Origin of the sequence: Spirillospora sp. NBC_01491, from assembly GCF_036227065.1 — a bacterium.
GTDB classification, from domain to species: Bacteria; Actinomycetota; Actinomycetes; order Streptosporangiales; family Streptosporangiaceae; genus Spirillospora; species Spirillospora xylanilytica.
The window spans coordinates 5379817-5397796 of the sequence record NZ_CP109432.1; the positions used below are offsets into that span (position 1 = coordinate 5379817).

Sequence of the window (17980 nt, forward strand, 5' to 3'; positions counted from 1 at the left end):
TGTCTGCGGGGCTCATCGGCCGGCGGTTCCGTCCTCGAAAGGACCAGCGAGTGGGAGCCCAGGGGCTGAGCGAGCCCGCCGTCGCGGCCGGGCGGCCGGGCGGAGCCGCCGGGACCCGGGCGGCGGCCGAGGCCACGAGCCCGCGCGGCCCGCAGCGCGCTCGCCGCCCCCGTTCCCCGCGCCGGCCGCCGCACCGGCGCCGCGCCCTCGTGCGGCTGGCCTACGGCTGGGGGTATCCGGCGGGCCTGGCCGGGCTGGACGGGGTGGCCGCCGCGACGGTGTACGTCGTGGTGAGCGACGTGCAGAGCCCGGCAGGTCCGGTGCTCGGCGCCCTCGGCGTGGTCGGCCTCAACCTCCGGGACGGCGGCTACCGGCCGCCGCGGAGCCCGTCGCTGTTCAAGGAGCTGCGGTCGCTGGCGCCTCAGATGGCCGTCCTCGCCCTGGTCGTGGCCGCCCTAGACACGGCGCCGCGCATCGCCGGCCACGCGGGCGCCGCAGGCGCCGCCCTGCTCTGGCTGGTGGGCGCCGCCGCCGGCTGCGCGATCGCCCTCTCCGGCCGTGCGCTCTCCTATGCGGTGCTCGGGGCGGTCCGGTCGGGACGGGCGAAGCGCCGCCGCGCCCTCGTTATCGGAAATGGTCCCGTCTCCGCCCACGTGGCCGCAATTCTGCGCCAGCGCGGCGAATTCGGACTTCAGCCCGTGGGGTGCATCGACACCGGATTCCCGGCCGCGGACGTTCCCGCGGAAATGCCGGTGCTCGGCGGGTGCGACGAGATTTACCGGATCATGCAGGACCATCGGGTCCGGACGGTCGTCATCGCCGCCGAAGAGGTGGAACGGCGCTGGGTCGACGCCATCGTACGAATTTGCTCCGGATTGTGCTGTGAAACCCTGCTCGTCCTCTCCCCGGCGGATTCGCTCGCCGTCACCGGCGCCCGCGTCGACCACCTCGCCGGCACCCCCTTCGTCTGGCTGCCGGCGCCCGGCCACGGCGGGCTCGGCCGCCCGCTCAAGCGGGTCTTCGACGTGGCCGTCGCCCTCGCCGCGCTCGTCCTGCTGCTGCCCGTCCTGATCGGCTGCGCGGTCGCGGTCCGGGTCGACACCGGGCCGGGCGTGCTGTTCCGGCAGCGCCGCATCGGCCTGAAGGGGAAGGAGTTCGTGCTCCTGAAGTTCCGGACGCTCCGGCCCGCCGACGAGCACGAGGCCGAGACCCGGTGGAACGTGGACGGCGACGAGCGGATGGGCGCCATCGGCAAGTTCCTGCGCGACACCTGCCTGGACGAGCTGCCGCAGCTCTGGAACGTGGTCCGCGGCGACATGAGCCTGGTGGGGCCCCGTCCCGAACGTCCTCACTTCGTCCAGTCGTTCTCCGAGAGCTGCCCCGGCTACACCCTGCGGCACCGGGTGCGCGGCGGCATGACCGGCTGGTCGCAGGTGCACGGCCTGCGCGGCGACACCTCCATCGACCTGCGCGCCCGGTTCGACAACCACTACATCGACACCTGGACCTTCACCGGCGACCTGAAGGTCCTGCTCATGACCCTCCGAGTCGTGCTCATGAGGAAGAGCGGGTGAGCGGCCCGCCGTTCCCCGTCCGCGAGCCCGCGCCCGCCCCCGGGGCCGTGCCGGCCAACGGTGCCGTCCCCGCCCCCGAAGCCGGGCCCGCCGGTGACGGCCCGGCCGGGCCCGGACTCCGGGCGGCCCGGTTCCTCCGCGACCGCTGCGTGCGCGGGTTCCGCCCGAGCTGGACGGCCGCCGCCACCGTGCTGGCGGTGTGCGTGCCGCCGGGCCCCGCGGACTTCGGCGCGGACTTCCACATCACCGCGGGGGACGTGGCCGGCACCCTGCTGGTGGCGCTCGCCGGCCTGCTCGTGGTCGCCGGCCGGTGCACGCTGCCGCGCGGGACGGCGCTGCTGTTCGGGCCGCTGACCGTCGCGCTCGGGCTGACCACCCTGTGCTCGCAGGACATCGCCGCCAGCCTGCCGGGGTTCGTGCGGAACGCGCAGATCTTCGTGCTGGTGCCGGTGGCCGTCGTGGCCGTGGTCCGGGACCGCCGCGACGTCCAGGTGGTCTGCGGGGCGGTGCTCGCCGCCGGGCTGATCGAGTCCGGGTACGGGCTGTGGCAGGCGCTGACCGGGACCGGCGCGTCGTTCGAGGGCCGCCCGGTGCGGGCGGTCGGCACCTTCGGGGCCATCGACGTCATGGCCATGTCGACCGTGGCCGGCTATGCGATGGTCATCGCGGTCGCGTTCGCGCTGGTCGCGCGTGGACGCGCCCGCCTGGCCGCGGTGGCGGCGGCGGCGGTGCCGGCCGCGGGCCTCGCGGCCGGGCTGAGCCGCGGGAGCTGGGTCGCGGTCGGCATCGCGCTGCTGGTCATGGCGCTGCTGTTCGACCGGATGACGGCCCTCCGGACCGCCGCGTGCGCCGCGGCCCTCACGGTGGCGCTGGTCGGCGGGCTCGGCTGGGGGTCGCACACCGTCGCCGACAGGACGCGGTCCATCGCGGCCTCGGTGCACGCCCCGGACCAGTCGGTCGGCGACCGCTACAGCCTCTGGGAGACCGCGATCGCGATGTGGCGGGACCATCCGCTGACCGGGGTCGGGGTGAAGAACTTCGCCGGCTTCCGCGACGGCTACGCCCCCCTCCAGCTCTCCTCCGGCAGCGAGACCGCCGACAACGTGAACGGCTACGTCCGCCAGCCGCTGCTCTCCCCGCACAACCAGTACCTGCTGATCCTCTCCGAGCAGGGGATCCTGGGACTGGCCGCCTTCTGCGTGCTTCCGGCCGCCGTCCTGTACGGCCTGTGGCGGCGCCGGGCCGTCCGCGACCCGCTGTGGCTGCTCGGCGTCGGGTTCATGACCTGGATGGTCGTCGACTTCCTGTACTCCGACCTGGGCGGGCCGAGCAGCGTCCTCGCCTCGGTGATGCTCGGGCTGGCCTGCTCGCGCGCCCTGCCGGGGCCCGGTCGCGGGACGGGCGTCCGGCCCGTCCCGCGCCGCCCGGTGTACGTCCTGCCGAAGCCCCGCCGCCCGGTGTACGTCCTGCCGAAGCCCCGCCGCGCCGCGGGAGACGCTGGACGGGGCGCCGATGACCAGCGTTGAGGCGGCCCCGGAGCGGGCGCCGGGACGGTCCATCCGCCGCGCGGCGCTGCTGTCCGGCGTGCTGATCGCGGGCGGCACCGGGCTCGGGTTCGTCCGCGACCTGGTGATGGCGCACCTGTTCGGGGCCAGCGGCGACACCGACGCGTTCCTGGTCGCCTGGACGATCCCCGAGACGGTCTCGCCACTGCTCATCGAGGACGCGATGGCGTTGGTGATGGTGCCCGCCGTCACCCGGCTGCTGGGGGACCGCGGCGGGATCAGGCCGCTGGTGTCCTCGGCGCTGCCGCGCCTCGCCGCCTGGCTGGCCGCGGTCACCGTGCTCACCGTACTGACCGCGCCGTGGCTGGTGCGGGCGCTGGCACCCGGCCTCGCCGAGCCCGGCCCGGCGGTCCGCTGCGTCCGGCTGACGGCGCTGACCGTGCTGACGTTCGGGGTGGCCGGGTTCATGAGCGCGACGCTCCGGGCGCACCACCGGTTCGGGCCTCCGGCGGCCATCTACCTCGCCTACAACGCCGGGATCCTGGCCATGCTGACGCTCTGCGCGAGCACGCTCGGCGTCACCGCCGCGGCGCTGGGCGTGGCCTGCGGCGGCCTGTTCATGGTGGCCGTGCAGACGCCCGCGTTCATCACCTGCGTGCGGTCGGTGCCGAAGGCGCTGCCGAACCTGCCGCTGGGCGCGGCCACCGCGGCGGCCAAGGCGGCGGCGGTGCCCGCGCTCGAACTGGCCGCCATCGCCCCGATCGTCGTCTACACGGTCGTCCGCCAGGCGCAGGTCTTCGTCGAGCGGTTCCTCGGCGCGGGACTCGCCGAGGGCTCGATCTCCTGCCTGAACTACGCGCAGAAGGTCGCGCAGGTGCCGATGGTGCTGTCCCTGCTCGTGGTGACGGTGACGTTCCCGCGGCTCGCGCGCAGCTCGGCGAGCGGCGACACCGACCGGGTCCGCCGCCGGGTCGAGGCCGACCTGGTGATCGTCAGCGGCGTGGTGCTGGTCGCCGCCGCGTACCTGATCGCGTTCGCGCCCGCCATCGTCGCGCTGCTGTTCGAGCACGGCCGGTTCACCCCCGACGACGCGCACCGCACCGCGCTGATCCTGCGCGTGTACACGCTCGGACTGTGGGGCCAGGCGATGGTCGGCGTCGCGGCGCGGGCGTTCTTTGCGCGGGGCCGCCCGATGTGGGAGCCGGCGCGCGCGCTCGCCGTGGGCCTGGCCGTCACGGTCCTGGTGGGCGCGGCCGGCGTCGGGTTCGCGGGCACGCTCGCGCTCGCCGCGGCCAACGCCGCCGGGATCACCGTCTCCGCCGTGCTCATGCTGGCCGCTGTGCGCGCCCGCGTCGCGCCGCTCGCGCTCGGCCCCGTCGCCGCGGACATCGCGAAGGTCCTGGCGGCGGCGGCCGGGGCGTGCGGGGTGGGCCTGCTCGTCGCGGACGCCCTCGGCGGACGGGTCGCGCCGCTCGTCCTGCTGGCGGCGGGCGGCGGTGCGGTCGCCTCGGTCTTCGCCGCCGCCCTCGCCGCGTTCGGCCGCGGCCGGCTTGCCCATTCCGACCGAGAGCCCCAGGGGGGACGCCCGTGACACCCGTGACGCCCGTGTCCGTGATCGAGCCGGTGGTGCCGATGCCGCTGGTCCTGATGTACCACTCGGTGGACCGGTACGAGGAGGACCCGCACCTGGTGACGGTGTCCCCGGCCCGCTTCGCCCGGCAACTGGAGTGGCTCAGGTCGGTGGGGCTGCGCGGGGTGAGCATGCGGGAGCTCCTGGAGGCGCACGCCGCCGGCCACAGCCGCGGGCTGGTCGGCCTGACCTTCGACGACGGCTACGCCGACTTCGTGACCAGGGCCGTCCCGCTGCTGGTCCGGCACGGCTTCGGCGCCACCGTCTTCATGGTCAGCGGGCACGCCGGGTCGGCCAACGTCTGGGACGAGGGCCCGCGCAAGCCGCTGATGACGGCGGACCAGCTCCGCGCCGTCGCGGACGCGGGCATGGAGGTCGCCTCGCACGGCCACGCGCACGTGTCGCTGCCGGGCGTCGGCGACGACGTCCTGCACGACGAGCTGCGCCGCAGCCGCGCCGACCTGGAGGCGATCCTCGGCCGTCCGGTGACGGGGTTCGCCTACCCGTACGGCGACGCGGGCGCCCGCGAGGTGGAGGCGGTGCGGGCCGCCGGATACGACTACGCGTGCGCCATCCGTCCCCCCGAGGCGTCCCGGCACGCCCTCGCCCGCACCTACATCGGCGAGCGCGACCACCGGCTCCGCCTGCGGGCGAAGGTCGTCCGGCACGAGCTGCAATGGAGAAGCCGGGTATGACGGGCGGAACCGCGCCGGGCGGGCCCCGGGTGCTGCACATCATCACCGGCCTCGACCATGGCGGCGCCGAGCGGCAGCTTCTGGCGCTGCTGCGGCACCTCCCGGTGCCGTGCGAGGTCGCGACGCTGACGCCCGCGGGGGAGCTCGCGGGCGCCGTCCGCGCCGCGGGCGTCCCGGTGCACGAGGTCGGCATGCGCGGCAACCGCGACCTGTCGGCGCTGCCGAGGCTGGTCCGGCTGATCCGCCGGGGCCGGTACGACGTCGTCCACACCCACCTCTACCGGTCCTGCGTGTACGGGCGGATCGCGGCCCGCCTCGCCGGGGTGCCGAGGATCATCGCCACGGAGCACTCCCTCGGCGACGGGCAGATCGAGGGGCGCCCGACGACGGCGGGCGTGCGGGCGCTGTACCGCGCCACCGAACGGCTCGGGACCGCGACCGTCGCCGTCTCGCCGACCGTGGCGCGCAGGCTCGAGGACTGGGGCGTGCCCCGCTCGCGCGTCGTGGTCGTCCCCAACGGCATCGACGCGGCGGCGTTCGCCTTCGACGCCGCGGGCCGGGCGCGCGTCCGCGCGCGGCTCGGCATCGGGCCGGACGAGCACGTGGCCGGCGCCGTCGGGCGACTGGTCCCGTCCAAGCGGTTCGACCTGCTGATCGAGGCGTTCGCGCGGCTCCCGGCCGGACGGCTGCTGATCGCCGGGGCGGGCCCGGAGCGGGAGCGGCTGGAGGCCCTCGCCCGCAGCACGGGCGCCGCCGCGCGGGTCGTCTTCATGGGCGGGACGGGCGACGTGGCGGACGCGCTGTCCGCCATGGACGTGTTCGCGGCGCCGTCCACGCAGGAGACGTTCGGCCTGGGCGTGCTGGAGGCGCTGGCCTCCGGGCTCCCGGTGCTGTACTCGACCTGCCCGGCGCTGGACGACGTCCCCGCCGAGATGGCCCCCGGCGCGTGCCGGCTCCCCGCGCAACTCCCGGTCTGGGAGGTCGCGCTCCGCGACCGGGCCCTGCGGTCTCCCTCCGAGCGGGCGGAGCCGCCGCCCGTGGTCGGGCACTACTCCATCGCGACCGGCGCGGCTCGCCTGGCCGATCTGTACCGGCGGGGCACGGTGCCGTCCGGGCGACCCCGGCAGCGGGACGAAAGGGAACCAGATGCCCCAGAATTGGCATTCATTGAGGAAGCTCGCCAGGCGGTCCTTGCCGCCCGCGTCGATCGTGCTGGCGGGGACGGCGGCGGGGGCCGGGGCGTACCTCGTCCAGACCCCTGGCTACACGGCGGTCGCGCACGTGATCGTGATGGCCGACGGTGACGACGGGACCCGGGCGGGGAACTACGCCCAGGCGTACGGACGGCTCGCCCTGCTGCCCGAGACGCTCGCCCTGGCGTCCTCGCTGCCGGTGTCGGTGGCGGCCCACGCGCAGCCGCACATCCAGGTCGCCACGTCCCCGGACACCCCGCTGATCAGGCTGACCGGGTCCGCGGCCGACGCGGCGGACGCGGCGGGGTTCGCCAACGCGGCGGCCGGGGCGCTGGTGCAGTACGGCCGCGCGCACCGGTCCGAGACCGGGGTCCGCGTGATGCTGATGAACCAGGCCGACCCGCCGCGGGTGGCGAGCTCGCCCGACCTCCCGCTGAACACCGCGGTCGGGACCGCCTGCGGGGTGCTGCTGGCCGTGCTCGTCGCGGCGGCCCGCACCGGGAGGCGCAGGGGCGCCCCGACGTCCTCGGGCCCCGGCCTGTGGAGCCGCGGCTGCCCGGCCTGCGGCACGGTCTTCGTGGCCGGTGCGGCGGGCGTGGGCGCCGTGCCGGGCCCGGGCCCGGATGCGGGTGCGGACCCGGGTACCGGTGGCGGGAAGCTGGGCCAGTCCGCGCCCTTGGTGGTGGGCAAGTGACCCTGCGCGCCGGAACGACCCGTCGCACCGGGCTCGCCCCCGGCTGGACGGTCGACGTCCGGCGCGACGAGCAGGCGCTGATCGACCTTGAGGACGAGTGGCAGGACCTCTACGCGCGCAGCCCCGTCGCCACCCCGTTCCAGACGCACGCCTGGGTGAGCTCGTGGTGGGCGGCTTACGGGACGCCCGGACGGCTCCGGCTGTTCCTGGTCCGCGACCGGGGACGGCTGGTCGCGGCGGCGCCGCTGATGCTGACGCGACACTGGGGCCGTCGCGTCCTGATGCCGCTCGCGGCGCCGCAGAGCGACTTCACCGACATCCTGCTGGACCCGGTCTCGCGGGACGACACGCCCGCGGACGGCGCGGACACCGCGGACGGCGGCGACACCGCGGACGGCGGCGACACCACGGACGGCAGGGACGGCACAGGCGATGCGGACGACGCGGACGGCGGCGACACCACCGGCGCCGACCCGGGCGCGGTCACCGGCCTGGGCGCCGGGCCGATGGCCGAGGGAGCGCTCCCTCAGCTCGTCCGGGCGCTGCTCGCCGAACGAGGCTGGACCGCCCTGGACTTCCCCGAGGTCAGGCCGGGCTCCGCCGCGCACGCGCTGCTCGCGCAGTGGCCGCGGCAGAGGTGGCGGCTGCCCGCCTCGACCTGCCTCGACCTGCCCGCCGGGGACCTCGACGGCTTCCTCGGACGGCTCCCGGGGCGCAGCGCCGGCAAGGTGCGCGCCAAGCTCCGCAGGATCGACGCCCGCGAGCTCGCCATCGCGCCCGTCCCGCCCGAGCGCGCCGCGCGGGCGATCACCGCCCTGCTGGACCTGCACGCCGAGCAGTGGCGGGGCCGGCCGATCAACCCCGAGCACATCCGGCGCCGGTTCCGCCGGCACCTGACCGGCGCGGTCACCGCGATGATCGAGGACGGCCAGGCGGAGATCGTCGAGTACCGGCTGGGGGACCGGCTGGTCGCCAGCGACCTGGTGCTCATCGGCCACGGGTTCGTCGGCGCCTACCTCTACGGCTCCACGCCCGCGCTGCGCGAGAGCGTGGACGTGTCGCTGCTGCTCCTGCGCGACATCCTCGACACCAGCAGCCGCCGGGGCCTGCCCGAGGTCAGCCTGCTCCGCGGGGACGAGGCGTACAAGATGAAGTGGCGCCCGATCCCGGTGACCAGCGACCGGCTCATCCTCGGCCGGTCCGCGGCGGCCGGGCTGTACGCGGGCGTCGCGCGGAACCGCGCCCGCCTGGCCGCCGCCCGCCGCGTCCGGCTGGACCTGGAGGAGCGATGACCGGCCTCAAGGTGCTGCACGTGTGCCAGCCCACCCTCGGCGGCGTCGCCCGCTACGTCGAGCAGGCCGCCGCCGACCAGCGCGACCGGGGCTGGGACGTGGCGGTCGCGTGCCCGCCGGGCGGCGGCCTGGCCGGGCGGCTGGACGGCCTCGGCGTGCGCCACTTCGCCTGGGAGGCGGGCCGCTCCCCGGGCCGGAGCGTCCTGCCGGAGGCGTACCGGCTGCGCCGCGTCGTGCGGAGTTTCGGCCCGCAGGTCGTGCACCTGCACTCCGCGAAGGCGGGGCTGGCGGGCCGCCTCCTCGGGCCGCCCCGCCGCACCCGGGTGATCTTCCAGCCGCACGGGTGGTCCTGGCTGGCCGCGACCGGCTGGCAGGCGTCCATGAGCGTGCTGTGGGAACGGGCCGCCGCCGCCCGCGCCGACCTGCTGATCTGCGTCGGCGCCGGCGAACTGGAGCTGGGCCGGAGCGCCGGGGTGCCCGCGCGGTTCCGGGTCGTCCGCAACGGGGTGGACCGCACCGCGTTCACGCCCGCGGGCGAGCCGGCGCGGCGCGCCGCCCGCGACGCGCTGAACGTGCCCGCGGACGCGCCGGTCGCGGTCTGCGTCGGCCGGGTGACGCGGCAGAAGGGCCAGGACGTGCTCGTGGCGGCCTGGCCGCGGGTCCGCAGGCGCTGCCCGGACGCGCTCCTGGTCATCGTCGGCGACGGCGAGGACGCCGCGCGGCTGCGCGAGCGGTCGGGGCCCGGCGTCCGGTTCGTCCCGGAGGTCGCGAACCCGCGCCGCTGGCTGGCGGCGTCCAACGTGGTCGTGCTGCCCTCGCGCTGGGAGGGGCTGCCGCTGACGGCGCTGGAGGCGCTGGCCACCGGCCGTTCGCTGGTCGCGTCCGCGATCCCGGGCCTCGGCGAGGTGGTGGGCCCCGACACCGGGGCGCTGGTCCCGGTGGAGGACCCGGCCGCGCTGGCCGGCGCGATCTCCGACCGGCTGCTCTTCCCCGAACTCGCCGAGGCCGAGGGACGGGCCGGGGCGGCCGAGGCGGCGTGCTTCGACGCCGGCGACACCTTCGGGCTGCTGGCCGGGCTCACGTCCGGCCTCACCTCCGGTCCCGCCGTCCCGAGGACCGGCCGCCGCGCCGGCCCGCGCGCCGGCCGGCGCTCCCTGGCGGAGTCCGCCCACCGCCGCGCGGACGATCACTGGTGACGCTTGTCGGAATTGCGCGGCGATCCCATTAAAGGCTCGTCGAATTCAGCGGTGACGACCGTTCGCGGCGATGGATATCGCCGGCTCTCATGCGTATCGTGTGCCCTCTGACGTGCGAGAACGAGATAATCGTACGCTCAGTGGACGCTTTCTTTGCCTTTTCTATAGGAGCCTCCCATGTCCGTGAGTCCGGCAATATCGGCGGTGGGTCGTCATGCCGCATGACACGCGCGACGAGCGCGCCGCACCCGGGACGCTGACGCCGGAGCTGGACCCGCACCTGCCCGTCCTGCTCCTGCGCACCGACCACAACCCGCTCCACCACGGGACGCTCGCGGCGATCAGGTCGCTCGGGCGGGCCGGCGTGCCCGTCCACGCGATGCTGGAGGGGCGCACCACTCCTGCCGCGTCCTCCCGGTACCTGCTGCACCGGCACCCGTGGGGCCCGCCGCCGCACGAGCGGGCCGAACTCCAGGAGCACCTGCGCGGCGTCGCCGCGCGGATCGGCCGCCCCGCGCTGCTCGTCCCGATGGACGACGCGGGCGCGATCTTCGTCGCCGAGAGCGCCGACACGCTGGCCGACTGGTTCGTCTTCCCGTGGCAGGAGCCCGCGCTGCCCCGGCGGGCCGCCGACAAGTCGATGCTGCTCGCCGAGTGCCGCCGCCAGGGCATCGCCTGCCCCGAGAGCCGCATCCCCGGCTCGGCGGCCGAGGTCGACGCGGCGGTGTCCGGGCTCGGGCTGCCGCTGATCGCCAAGTGGGCCCGGCCCTGGCGGCTGCCGCCCGGCCGGCGCAGCACCATGGTGATCGGCGACGCGGCGGAGGTCCACCGCCTCTTCGCCGAGTCCGGCGGCGCGGCCGGGCCGCTGATCCTCCAGCGCCGGATCGAGTCCGAGCGCTGCGACTGGTTCTTCCAGGGCTACTTCGACCAGGAGCTGACCTGCCTGTACGGCGGGACGGGCCGCAAGTACCTGTCCTATCCGGCGCAGGCCGGGCACACCGTCCTCGGCGAGTGGACGTTCACCCCGGAGCTGGAGCAGCTCGCCCGCAAGGTCGTGCGGATGCTGGGCGTCCGGGGCGTGGTCGACCTCGACTTCGGGTTCGACGCCGACACCGGGACCTTCCACCTTCTCGACTTCAACCCGCGGCTCGGCGCGCAGTTCCGGCTGTTCACCGACGGGCAGGGCCTCGACCTCGTCCGCGTGGCGCACCTGGAGCAGAGCGGCCGTCCGGTGCCGCCGATCCAGCCCGGATACGGGCGCTCGCTCCTGGTCGAGAACCACTACGTCCAGCGCGCCCTGCGCCGCCCGGCCCTTCGCAGGGCCCCCCGTCCGACCACCCGCCCGGAGCCGCGCCCGGCGGGCGGGCCGGCCGGCCCGCCGCCCGACGGCCCGGCCCAGCGTGCCGGACGGCGGCGCCGATGGTCTCCCAGGGCGGCGGAGCTCACCTGGTACGCCGCGGACGATCTCGCGCCGTGCCTGGCGATCGGCCGGCAACTCCTCCTGCGGGTGGCCGGGACACTCCGGCGCGGGCCGATGCGGCCACACCGGGACGCACCACATCGGGACACACCACATCGGGACGCGCGACTCGCGACCGGGCGACGCTTTCGGAGACAGGCGAGGGGATCATGACTGACTCGATGATCGACGTGCTCATCGTCGGCGCGGGGCCGTACGGGCTGTCCGTGGCGGCCCACCTGCGGGAACTGGACGTCCCGACCCGTGTCATCGGCACGCCGATGCGGTTCTGGGACGCCAACATGCCCGCCGGGATGTTCCTGAAGTCCGAGCCGTTCGCCTCGAACGTCGGCTCCCCGGCGCCCGGCGCGGCGTTCACCGACTACGCCCCCGGCTGGCGCTCCGGGCGGCCGATCCCGAACGGGATGTTCGTCGCGTACGGCCGCTGGTTCGCCGAACGGCGCGTCCCGCACACCGAGGCGGCCGAGGTGGTCGACGTCGAGCACGCGGGCGGGGCCGGGTACACCGTCACCCTGTCCACCGGCGAGACCGTCGCCGCGCGCGCCGTCGTGATCGCCGTCGGCGTGGGCGGGTTCGCGCACGTCCCGGACGAGCTGGCCGGGCTGCCCGCCGAGCTGGCCAGCCACAGCGTCGCGCACCGGGACCTCGACCGGTTCGCCGGCCAGACCGTCGCCGTCGTCGGCGCGGGCCAGTCGGCGCTGGAGACCGCGGTGCTGCTGGCCGACGCGGGCGCCCGCCCCCACCTGCTCGCCCGGACCGGCGAGCTGGCCTGGAACGCGGTGCCCCAGCCCGACCTGTCCCGCACCGGTCTGCTCATGCGCGGCCCCCGGTCCGGCCTCGGCCGCGGCTGGCGCACCTGGGTCTGGGCCGAACGGCCCTGGGCGGCGCGGCTCCTGCCGGACGGCGCGCGGCAGCGCGTCGTCGCCGGCACGCTCCCGCCCGCGGGCTCCTGGTGGCTCCGGGACCGGCTGGACGACCGCGTCGGCCTCACCCTCGGCCGCCGCCTCGCCGCCGCGTCCGCGCAGGACGGCCGGGCCGTGGTCAGCACGCTCGACCAGGTGGGCAGCACGCACCGGTTCGAGGCCGACCATGTCATCGCGGCCACCGGCTTCGTCTGCGACCTGGACCGGATCGCCATCCTGTCGCCGGAGATCCGCCACGGCCTGCGCCGCCGGCACGCCTCGCCCGCGCTCGACACCGCCTTCCAGAGCTCGCTGCCCGGCCTGTACTTCGCCGGGTTCACCGCGGCGGCGACGTTCGGCCCGGTCATGCGGTTCGTGCACGGCTCGGGCTTCGCGGGCCGCCGCGTCGCCCGGCACATCGCGCGGCACATCGCGCGGAACCGGAGGTCGGGCCCGCCGCCGCTCCCGGCCGCCGTGGAGCGGTCCGGCCAGGAGAGGTCCGGCGCCGCGTCGAGGTGAGGTCCGGCGCCGCGTCGAGGCGAGCGCCGGGGGCGAATGCACTGTCCCCGGACAATGCCCGGAACCGGACCATTCTTTTGAATACAGCACCAATAGGGAGTGTCGAACCAGCGGCGCCGGCCCGGCTTTTCCGGTGACACGCCGGAGGGTGAATGATGGACCCGCAAATTGGCGCGGCCGATGCTAATGTCCCTGCAAGCGGGTGGTCCGGCGGTCCACCGGCGGGCGAATCCGATCTTCCGATCTTCCGATCTTCCGATCTTCCGATCTTCCGATCTTCCGATCTTCCGATCTTCCGATCTTCCGATCTTCCGATGTTCCGATCTTCCGAATCGTCAGGGAGTTCCCACCCATGCGGGCCAAGCCGATCCAGCGGGGGACGACATGTCGTCCACGGGATCGCTTCTGCCCTGAACTCGCCGCCGCGCTGCTGCGCGTCGCCGCCGTCGCCGGCCTGGCGCTGGCCGGGTGGCTGATCACCACGGCCCTGACCCAGTCCGCGTCCACCGCGTCCGCGTCCGCGCCGTCCCCGGAGGCACCGGGGGCGGGTAGCAAGGGCTCGGGCGCCGGCGGCTCGGCCGGGGGCCTTCTCTCGCACGTGGGCGTGGTTCCCGACGGCGTCGCCCGTCCGGCGAAGGCCGCCTCGGCCGGACTCGGCCGGGTGCCCGAGGGCGTGGGGGCCGAGGCCGCCCGCCGCTCCGGCGATGCCGACCGCCTGACCAGGTCCGTCACGCGCGGGCTCACCGGCGACCGGGTCCGCCTGCCGCGGCTCGGCGAGACCGTTCCCGCCGTGGCGCGGACGGCGCGTCCGGCGGTCGAACTGCTCGGCGGCCTTCCCGAGCGCACCGCGGACACGGTCTCCCCGCTCGTCCCGCATTCCCCGCACTTGCTGCCCGCGCCGGACGCCGGCGCCGCCTCCACCGCCGTCCCGGACGGCGGGGATCTCTCCGCCACCGTCCAGGCGGACGGGCCCACCGTGCCGTCCGCCCAGGCGGGTTCCGCGCGGCGGGCCGCCGGGCCGGTCGCCGGGCCCTCACACGGGAAGGGCTCGCACGCCGCGGTCCGTCCCCCGTCCAAGACCAAGGCCGAGCGGCTGCCCGCCGGGCCGCGCGAACCGCGCCTGCCCGACGGGCCTGCGAACTCCGACCCGGCCTTCCTGTCGGGCGCCCACTGCGGCGGCTGCGCTGTCGGAGTGATCTCCGGCGAAGAGGACCGCGCCGCTCCCGCCTCGGACGTGCGGGCCTTCTACCGGACGGCGCTGCGCGACAGGTCCACGGCCGCGTCGCCGGTCATCGTCCCCGACTAGCACCCTCAGCCGGGCCTGCGCCGCTCCGTCGGCCCGCCCCGGCGTCCGAGCCGTCCAGGCCGCCCGGCTTCAGCCGCGCCTTCCGGCTCCTCCGGATCTCTCCGGACCCCAATGACCTTTCTCGCAGCAATGGCATCCACGCCATTGCGGGCCGCACGCACGGGCGAACCGCCGGGCGGCCTTCGATCATCCAAGTCACACCGAATTCCGAGAAAACAGGAGAAATACAGATGCGTACCTGGGCAAAGAACACGGGCCGTGCCGCGCTGCTGGCGGCGGGCTTCGTCGCGATCGGCGCCGGCTTCGGCTCCGGCATCGCCACCGCCGACACCACCAACGGCGACGGCTCCATCCTCGGCGGCAACCAGATCGAGGCCCCGATCTCCGTGCCGGTCAACGCCACCGGCAACGGCGTCGGGGTACTCGGCGCGGGCGAGGGGAAGGGCAAGGGATCGGCGACCGTCACCAACATCAAGAAGGGCGGCGGCAAGAAGAAGACGTCCGGCCGGGGCTCCATCCTCGGCGGCAACCAGATCGAGGCCCCGATCTCCGTGCCGGTCAACGCCTGCGGGAACGGCGTCGCCGTCGCCGGAACCGCCAAGGGCAAGTGCAAGGGGTCGGCGACCGTCACCAACATCAAGAAGGGCGGCGGGCACCACTCCGGCGGGCACAAGGGCGGGCACAAGCCCGGCGCCCACAAGCCGCGCGGGCACCACTCCGGCGGCAGGCAGTCCGGCGGCTGGGAGACGTCCGGTGACGGCAGCATCCTGGGCGGCAACCAGATCTACCTGCCGATCAGCGTGCCGATCAACCTGTGCGGCAACGGGATCGCGGTGCTCGGCGCCGCGAAGGGCGAGTGCGAGGGCAACGCGACCGTCAAGAACGTGACCGGCGAGAAGGGCAAGCCCCGTCACCGCCACCACCACCTGCCGTCCACCCTGCGGAAGTCCACCGCCGGCGCGCCCGCCAAGAGCCGTGACCTTCCCGCGTCCGACAGCTCGAAGGCGGTGGCGGACCTGCTCCGTTCGCTGGGCGTCGAACTGCCGGAGACCCAGAACGCCCCGGCGAAGCAGAGCGCCCCGGCGGGCCAGAACGCTCCGGCCGACAAGGGCCAGGCGACGAACCCGACCAGGACGATGACGGACCTGGTCAAGTCCGCCGGGCTGCCGGGCGCCGACGGCCAGAAGTCGGCCGGCCCGCGCGCGCAGGCGCCGCTGATCAAGGGCGTGCCGGTGAACGTGCCGGGGACCCCGAACAACCGCTGAACGGGCGCGGCACCGGCCCGAGATGACCGTTCCCGATCCACCCTGCCGTCCTGCACACGACCGGTCGGCGGCAGGGGGAGATGAGCGGCCGGGCCGGGCCGCAGGGGCCGACTTCCGGCCGGCCCCACGTCCCAGCACGTGACCCAGGGGGCGGCGCACCGCCTTGGTGCGCCGCCCCCCGTTTCGTTCACCGAGAGGAACCGATGAAGCCGATCTCGTTGTCTTCGACCGCGCTGCGCGCGATGGCGGCCGGTGTCGCCGCCACGACGGCCTGGTCGCTGGCCGTGCCCGGCGGGGCGGACGCCGTCCCCGCCAGGGCCGAGACCGCCGCCGTGGCGCCCGGTGCCGGGCTCGGCCGGCTGACCATCGCCAGGATGGGCTTGACGTCGACTGTCCGGGAGGGCGTGGCGGCACGCGTGCTCACCCGCGGCGTCGGCCACTACCCGGGAACGGCACTGCCGGGACGGACGGGCAACGCGGTGTTCCTCGGGCACCGCACCTCCGCCCCCGCGCCCTTCGACGCCATCGACCGGCTCCGGAAGGGGGACCGGGTGGTCTTCCGGTCCGGATCGCGGTCCTACGTCTACCGGGTGTACGCCTCGCGGATCATCGCGCCGGGGGACTTCAGCGTCCTCGCCCCGGTGCCCTTCGAGCGCGGCGTCCGCCCGAAACGGGCCGTGGCCACGCTGATCAGCTGCTACCCGAAGGGGTCGAGCGCGCACCGCATCGCGGTCTTCGCGACCTTGAAGCCGCCCGCGGGCCGCGGCTCCGGGCGCTGACCGCACATCCGGCATCGCATCCGCTCCGAAGGCGTCATGACCTACGACCTGCCGACCCAAGCCGCGGCGCCGTCCGGTGTGCAGCACGTCTGGATGGCGAAGCGGCTGGCGGAGCTGGACCTGATCGAACTCGCGTCCCTGCGCTGCGCTCTCATGGCCGGGACCTGCCCGGACTACGCGCTGCTGCGCGCCGTGGACGACCAGCTGGAATGCCGCGCCGAGGAGTCCCGCTGAGCGCGGACCGCGGCGCCCCGGCGAGCGCCGGCCATCACGCCGCCGCCCTCGCCGCTCTCGCCGTCCGCGCCGCCAAGATCTACCGCTGACCCGCCTCGCCGCCCGGACCGCGTCAGTCCGCCGCGCGGCGGGTACAACCGTGAGGGGACCGGTCATAGCGGTCACCCCGCTCGGCACGCCGCCGCGCGAGCGGGACGCGACCCGGGGCACCGCCGATCCAGCTCCCGGAACTGCCGAAGAATCACGGACCGTCACCGGGGAATCGCATTCCATTCGCCCCCCGCGGGCGTTCTCCGGGGAAGCCGTCCCGCACATCGGCACCATCGTGAAATGGCCCGCACGCTGCCGGTTTCGTCCGCGTTCCCGGGCACACGGGTATGGGGACTTCGTCACATTGCCGGCCTGAAGTGTTTCCGCCGCGCGGCGCCGGGAAGTCTGCCCGTAACGAGGGAACGGGGGCGGTCACATGGAGGTCGTCATAGAAATGACGTTGCCCAGGAACGCCGAGAGCGCGCCGCTGGTGCGGCACACGCTCGACGCGTCCCTCCGTGGTCTCGGTGTGACCTCCGAGATCCGCGCCGATATCGCTCTCGCGCTGGGCGAGGCGTGCGCGAACGTCATCCAGCACGCGGTCGCCAGCCGGCAGTACGAGGTGCGGGCGCGCATGGACGGCGTGCGCTGTGTCGTGGAGGTCATCGACGGCGGCCAGGGCGGCCGGGTCGACGGCGATCCGGGCGGCTGGCTCGGCGCCGAGGCGCTGCTGAGCGACGAGAACGGCAGGGGCCTGCGGCTGATCCGCGAGTACACCGAGGGCCTGCACATCAGCGACCGCGCGCACGAGGACGGCGCGGTCGTGCATTTCGAGAAGTCGCTGGCCGGATAGCCGGCGGGAGGACGGAACGGCCCGGCCCCGGGGAGAGAAGGTCTCCCCGGGGCCGGGCCGTCGTCGTGGTGCCCGGCTCAGCCGGTGACCGGCAGGTCGTTGCGCACCGGGGTCGGCGCGGGCGCCTCGCCGGCGGGCTTCGGCGCGGACGGCCCGGTCGGCTTGTTCGGCTTCTCCGCGTGGCGGGCGGCCTGACCGCAGGTGGCGGAGGAGACCCGGACGGTCGAGCCCTTGGCGACCGGCAGCTTGAGCTCCATGCCCGTGACGGCGAGCTTGCCGTTGGCCAGCCGCTCCTGCTTGTTGAGGGTCAGCGAGGTACGGCCGACGCCGTCGATGTCGACCGGGATGGTGGTGTTGGGCGGCGGGGCGGCCTGAAGGGTCCGGCCGCCGAGGACGGCGCGCGCCAGGCGGGTCGAGCCCTTGCCGTTCTCGCACTTGGCGTCGACGGCGTCGGCGGTCAGCTTGGCCGGCGCGACGCCGAGCCCGGCGACGGTCGACCGGGCGTTGGTCGGGGCCGCCTTGACGTCGACCGCGTCGGCCTTGACCAGCTTGGCGTCGCCGAGGTGCAGCAGGTTCTTGCTGGTCTCCTTGTCGGCGGACGAGACGACCGGCATCGGCGCCAGGTCGAGCAGCCCGCTGGCGGCCAGCCCCCACGCAGATCCCTGCGGGCGCGGCGCGGCGCCCGCGGCGGTCGGTACGGCGGCGGCCAGGCCGGTGGCGATCAGGCCGGCGGCGGTGGCGATGAGACCCGCCTTGACCGCGCGCCTGGAGACATTCGTCGAGCGCATGCGTTTACTCCATTGGTGAAATCGGTGTACCCGATGAGAATGGGG

Annotated in this window: 16 protein-coding genes; 15 read left to right on the forward strand and 1 reads right to left on the reverse strand. The window is 75.3% G+C overall.

Annotated features, from left to right (window positions below; all coding sequences use genetic code 11):
* Positions 1-50: 50 nt before the first annotated feature.
* From OHA34_RS25140 to OHA34_RS25210, 15 genes are all read left to right on the forward strand, one after another.
* A complete protein-coding gene (locus tag OHA34_RS25140; RefSeq protein WP_329519092.1) occupies positions 51-1574 on the forward strand; it encodes an exopolysaccharide biosynthesis polyprenyl glycosylphosphotransferase in 1524 nt (507 codons plus the stop codon).
* Positions 1571-3100 carry an O-antigen ligase family protein gene (locus OHA34_RS25145; protein ID WP_329519093.1) on the forward strand — a complete coding sequence of 510 codons (1530 nt, stop codon included), beginning with the start codon at positions 1571-1573 and terminating at the stop codon, positions 3098-3100. The genes OHA34_RS25140 and OHA34_RS25145 overlap by 4 nt, the downstream gene beginning before the upstream one ends.
* Complete coding sequence (locus OHA34_RS25150; RefSeq protein ID WP_285939174.1) at positions 3087-4670, forward strand: lipid II flippase MurJ; 1584 nt, start codon at positions 3087-3089, stop codon at positions 4668-4670. The genes OHA34_RS25145 and OHA34_RS25150 overlap by 14 nt, the downstream gene beginning before the upstream one ends.
* Before the next feature lie 5 nt (positions 4671-4675).
* Complete coding sequence (locus OHA34_RS25155) at positions 4676-5404, forward strand: polysaccharide deacetylase family protein (RefSeq protein WP_285939173.1); 729 nt, start codon at positions 4676-4678, stop codon at positions 5402-5404.
* Positions 5401-6708 carry a glycosyltransferase gene (locus OHA34_RS25160; RefSeq protein ID WP_285939172.1) on the forward strand — a complete coding sequence of 436 codons (1308 nt, stop codon included), beginning with the start codon at positions 5401-5403 and terminating at the stop codon, positions 6706-6708. The genes OHA34_RS25155 and OHA34_RS25160 overlap by 4 nt, the downstream gene beginning before the upstream one ends.
* The gene (locus OHA34_RS25165) at positions 6695-7291 is read left to right on the forward strand and encodes a hypothetical protein (RefSeq protein WP_329519094.1); all 597 of its coding nucleotides are present in this window, start codon (positions 6695-6697) and stop codon (positions 7289-7291) included. Before OHA34_RS25160 ends, OHA34_RS25165 begins: the two co-directional genes overlap by 14 nt.
* Entirely contained in the window at positions 7288-8583 is a 1296-nt protein-coding gene (locus OHA34_RS25170; RefSeq protein WP_329519095.1) for a GNAT family N-acetyltransferase, read from the forward strand. The genes OHA34_RS25165 and OHA34_RS25170 overlap by 4 nt, the downstream gene beginning before the upstream one ends.
* On the forward strand, positions 8580-9779 hold the full coding sequence (locus tag OHA34_RS25175) for a glycosyltransferase (protein WP_329519096.1): 1200 nt from the start codon (positions 8580-8582) through the stop codon (positions 9777-9779). The genes OHA34_RS25170 and OHA34_RS25175 overlap by 4 nt, the downstream gene beginning before the upstream one ends.
* A gap of 214 nt (positions 9780-9993) precedes the next feature.
* On the forward strand, positions 9994-11412 hold the full coding sequence (locus OHA34_RS25180) for a carboxylate--amine ligase (protein ID WP_285939167.1): 1419 nt from the start codon (positions 9994-9996) through the stop codon (positions 11410-11412).
* Positions 11409-12680, forward strand: coding sequence for an NAD(P)-binding domain-containing protein (locus OHA34_RS25185; RefSeq protein WP_285939166.1), 1272 nt, complete (start codon positions 11409-11411; stop codon positions 12678-12680). The genes OHA34_RS25180 and OHA34_RS25185 overlap by 4 nt, the downstream gene beginning before the upstream one ends.
* Positions 12681-13032: 352 nt before the next feature.
* Positions 13033-13986 (forward strand): hypothetical protein, encoded by a 954-nt coding sequence (locus OHA34_RS25190; RefSeq protein WP_285939165.1) that lies wholly within the window; start codon positions 13033-13035, stop codon positions 13984-13986.
* A gap of 230 nt (positions 13987-14216) precedes the next feature.
* Complete coding sequence (locus tag OHA34_RS25195) at positions 14217-15251, forward strand: chaplin family protein (protein ID WP_329519097.1); 1035 nt, start codon at positions 14217-14219, stop codon at positions 15249-15251.
* Positions 15252-15454: 203 nt separating this feature from the next.
* Positions 15455-16030, forward strand: a complete 576-nt coding sequence (locus OHA34_RS25200; protein WP_285939161.1) for a class E sortase — start codon at positions 15455-15457, stop codon at positions 16028-16030.
* 36 nt (positions 16031-16066) lie between these two features.
* Positions 16067-16264 (forward strand): hypothetical protein, encoded by a 198-nt coding sequence (locus tag OHA34_RS25205; protein WP_285939160.1) that lies wholly within the window; start codon positions 16067-16069, stop codon positions 16262-16264.
* Positions 16265-16748: 484 nt separating this feature from the next.
* Positions 16749-17147 carry an ATP-binding protein gene (locus tag OHA34_RS25210; protein ID WP_285939158.1) on the forward strand — a complete coding sequence of 133 codons (399 nt, stop codon included), beginning with the start codon at positions 16749-16751 and terminating at the stop codon, positions 17145-17147.
* 77 nt (positions 17148-17224) lie between these two features.
* Here OHA34_RS25210 and OHA34_RS25215 read toward each other — a convergent pair whose 3' ends face one another.
* Complete coding sequence (locus OHA34_RS25215; RefSeq protein ID WP_329519098.1) at positions 17225-17935, reverse strand: choice-of-anchor P family protein; 711 nt, start codon at positions 17933-17935, stop codon at positions 17225-17227.
* Positions 17936-17980 lie beyond the last annotated feature (45 nt).

Coding starts and splice junctions, on each gene's coding strand:
- OHA34_RS25215 (WP_329519098.1), bottom strand. CDS start 17,935: ATGCGCTCGACGAATGTCTCCAGGCGCGCGGTCAAGGCGGGTCTCATC.
- OHA34_RS25205 (WP_285939160.1), top strand. CDS start 16,067: ATGACCTACGACCTGCCGACCCAAGCCGCGGCGCCGTCCGGTGTGCAG.
- OHA34_RS25180 (WP_285939167.1), top strand. CDS start 9,994: ATGCCGCATGACACGCGCGACGAGCGCGCCGCACCCGGGACGCTGACG.
- OHA34_RS25175 (WP_329519096.1), top strand. CDS start 8,580: ATGACCGGCCTCAAGGTGCTGCACGTGTGCCAGCCCACCCTCGGCGGC.
- OHA34_RS25195 (WP_329519097.1), top strand. CDS start 14,217: ATGCGTACCTGGGCAAAGAACACGGGCCGTGCCGCGCTGCTGGCGGCG.
- OHA34_RS25200 (WP_285939161.1), top strand. CDS start 15,455: ATGAAGCCGATCTCGTTGTCTTCGACCGCGCTGCGCGCGATGGCGGCC.
- OHA34_RS25185 (WP_285939166.1), top strand. CDS start 11,409: ATGACTGACTCGATGATCGACGTGCTCATCGTCGGCGCGGGGCCGTAC.
- OHA34_RS25160 (WP_285939172.1), top strand. CDS start 5,401: ATGACGGGCGGAACCGCGCCGGGCGGGCCCCGGGTGCTGCACATCATC.
- OHA34_RS25165 (WP_329519094.1), top strand. CDS start 6,695: ATGGCCGACGGTGACGACGGGACCCGGGCGGGGAACTACGCCCAGGCG.
- OHA34_RS25190 (WP_285939165.1), top strand. CDS start 13,033: ATGCGGGCCAAGCCGATCCAGCGGGGGACGACATGTCGTCCACGGGAT.
- OHA34_RS25210 (WP_285939158.1), top strand. CDS start 16,749: ATGACGTTGCCCAGGAACGCCGAGAGCGCGCCGCTGGTGCGGCACACG.
- OHA34_RS25150 (WP_285939174.1), top strand. CDS start 3,087: ATGACCAGCGTTGAGGCGGCCCCGGAGCGGGCGCCGGGACGGTCCATC.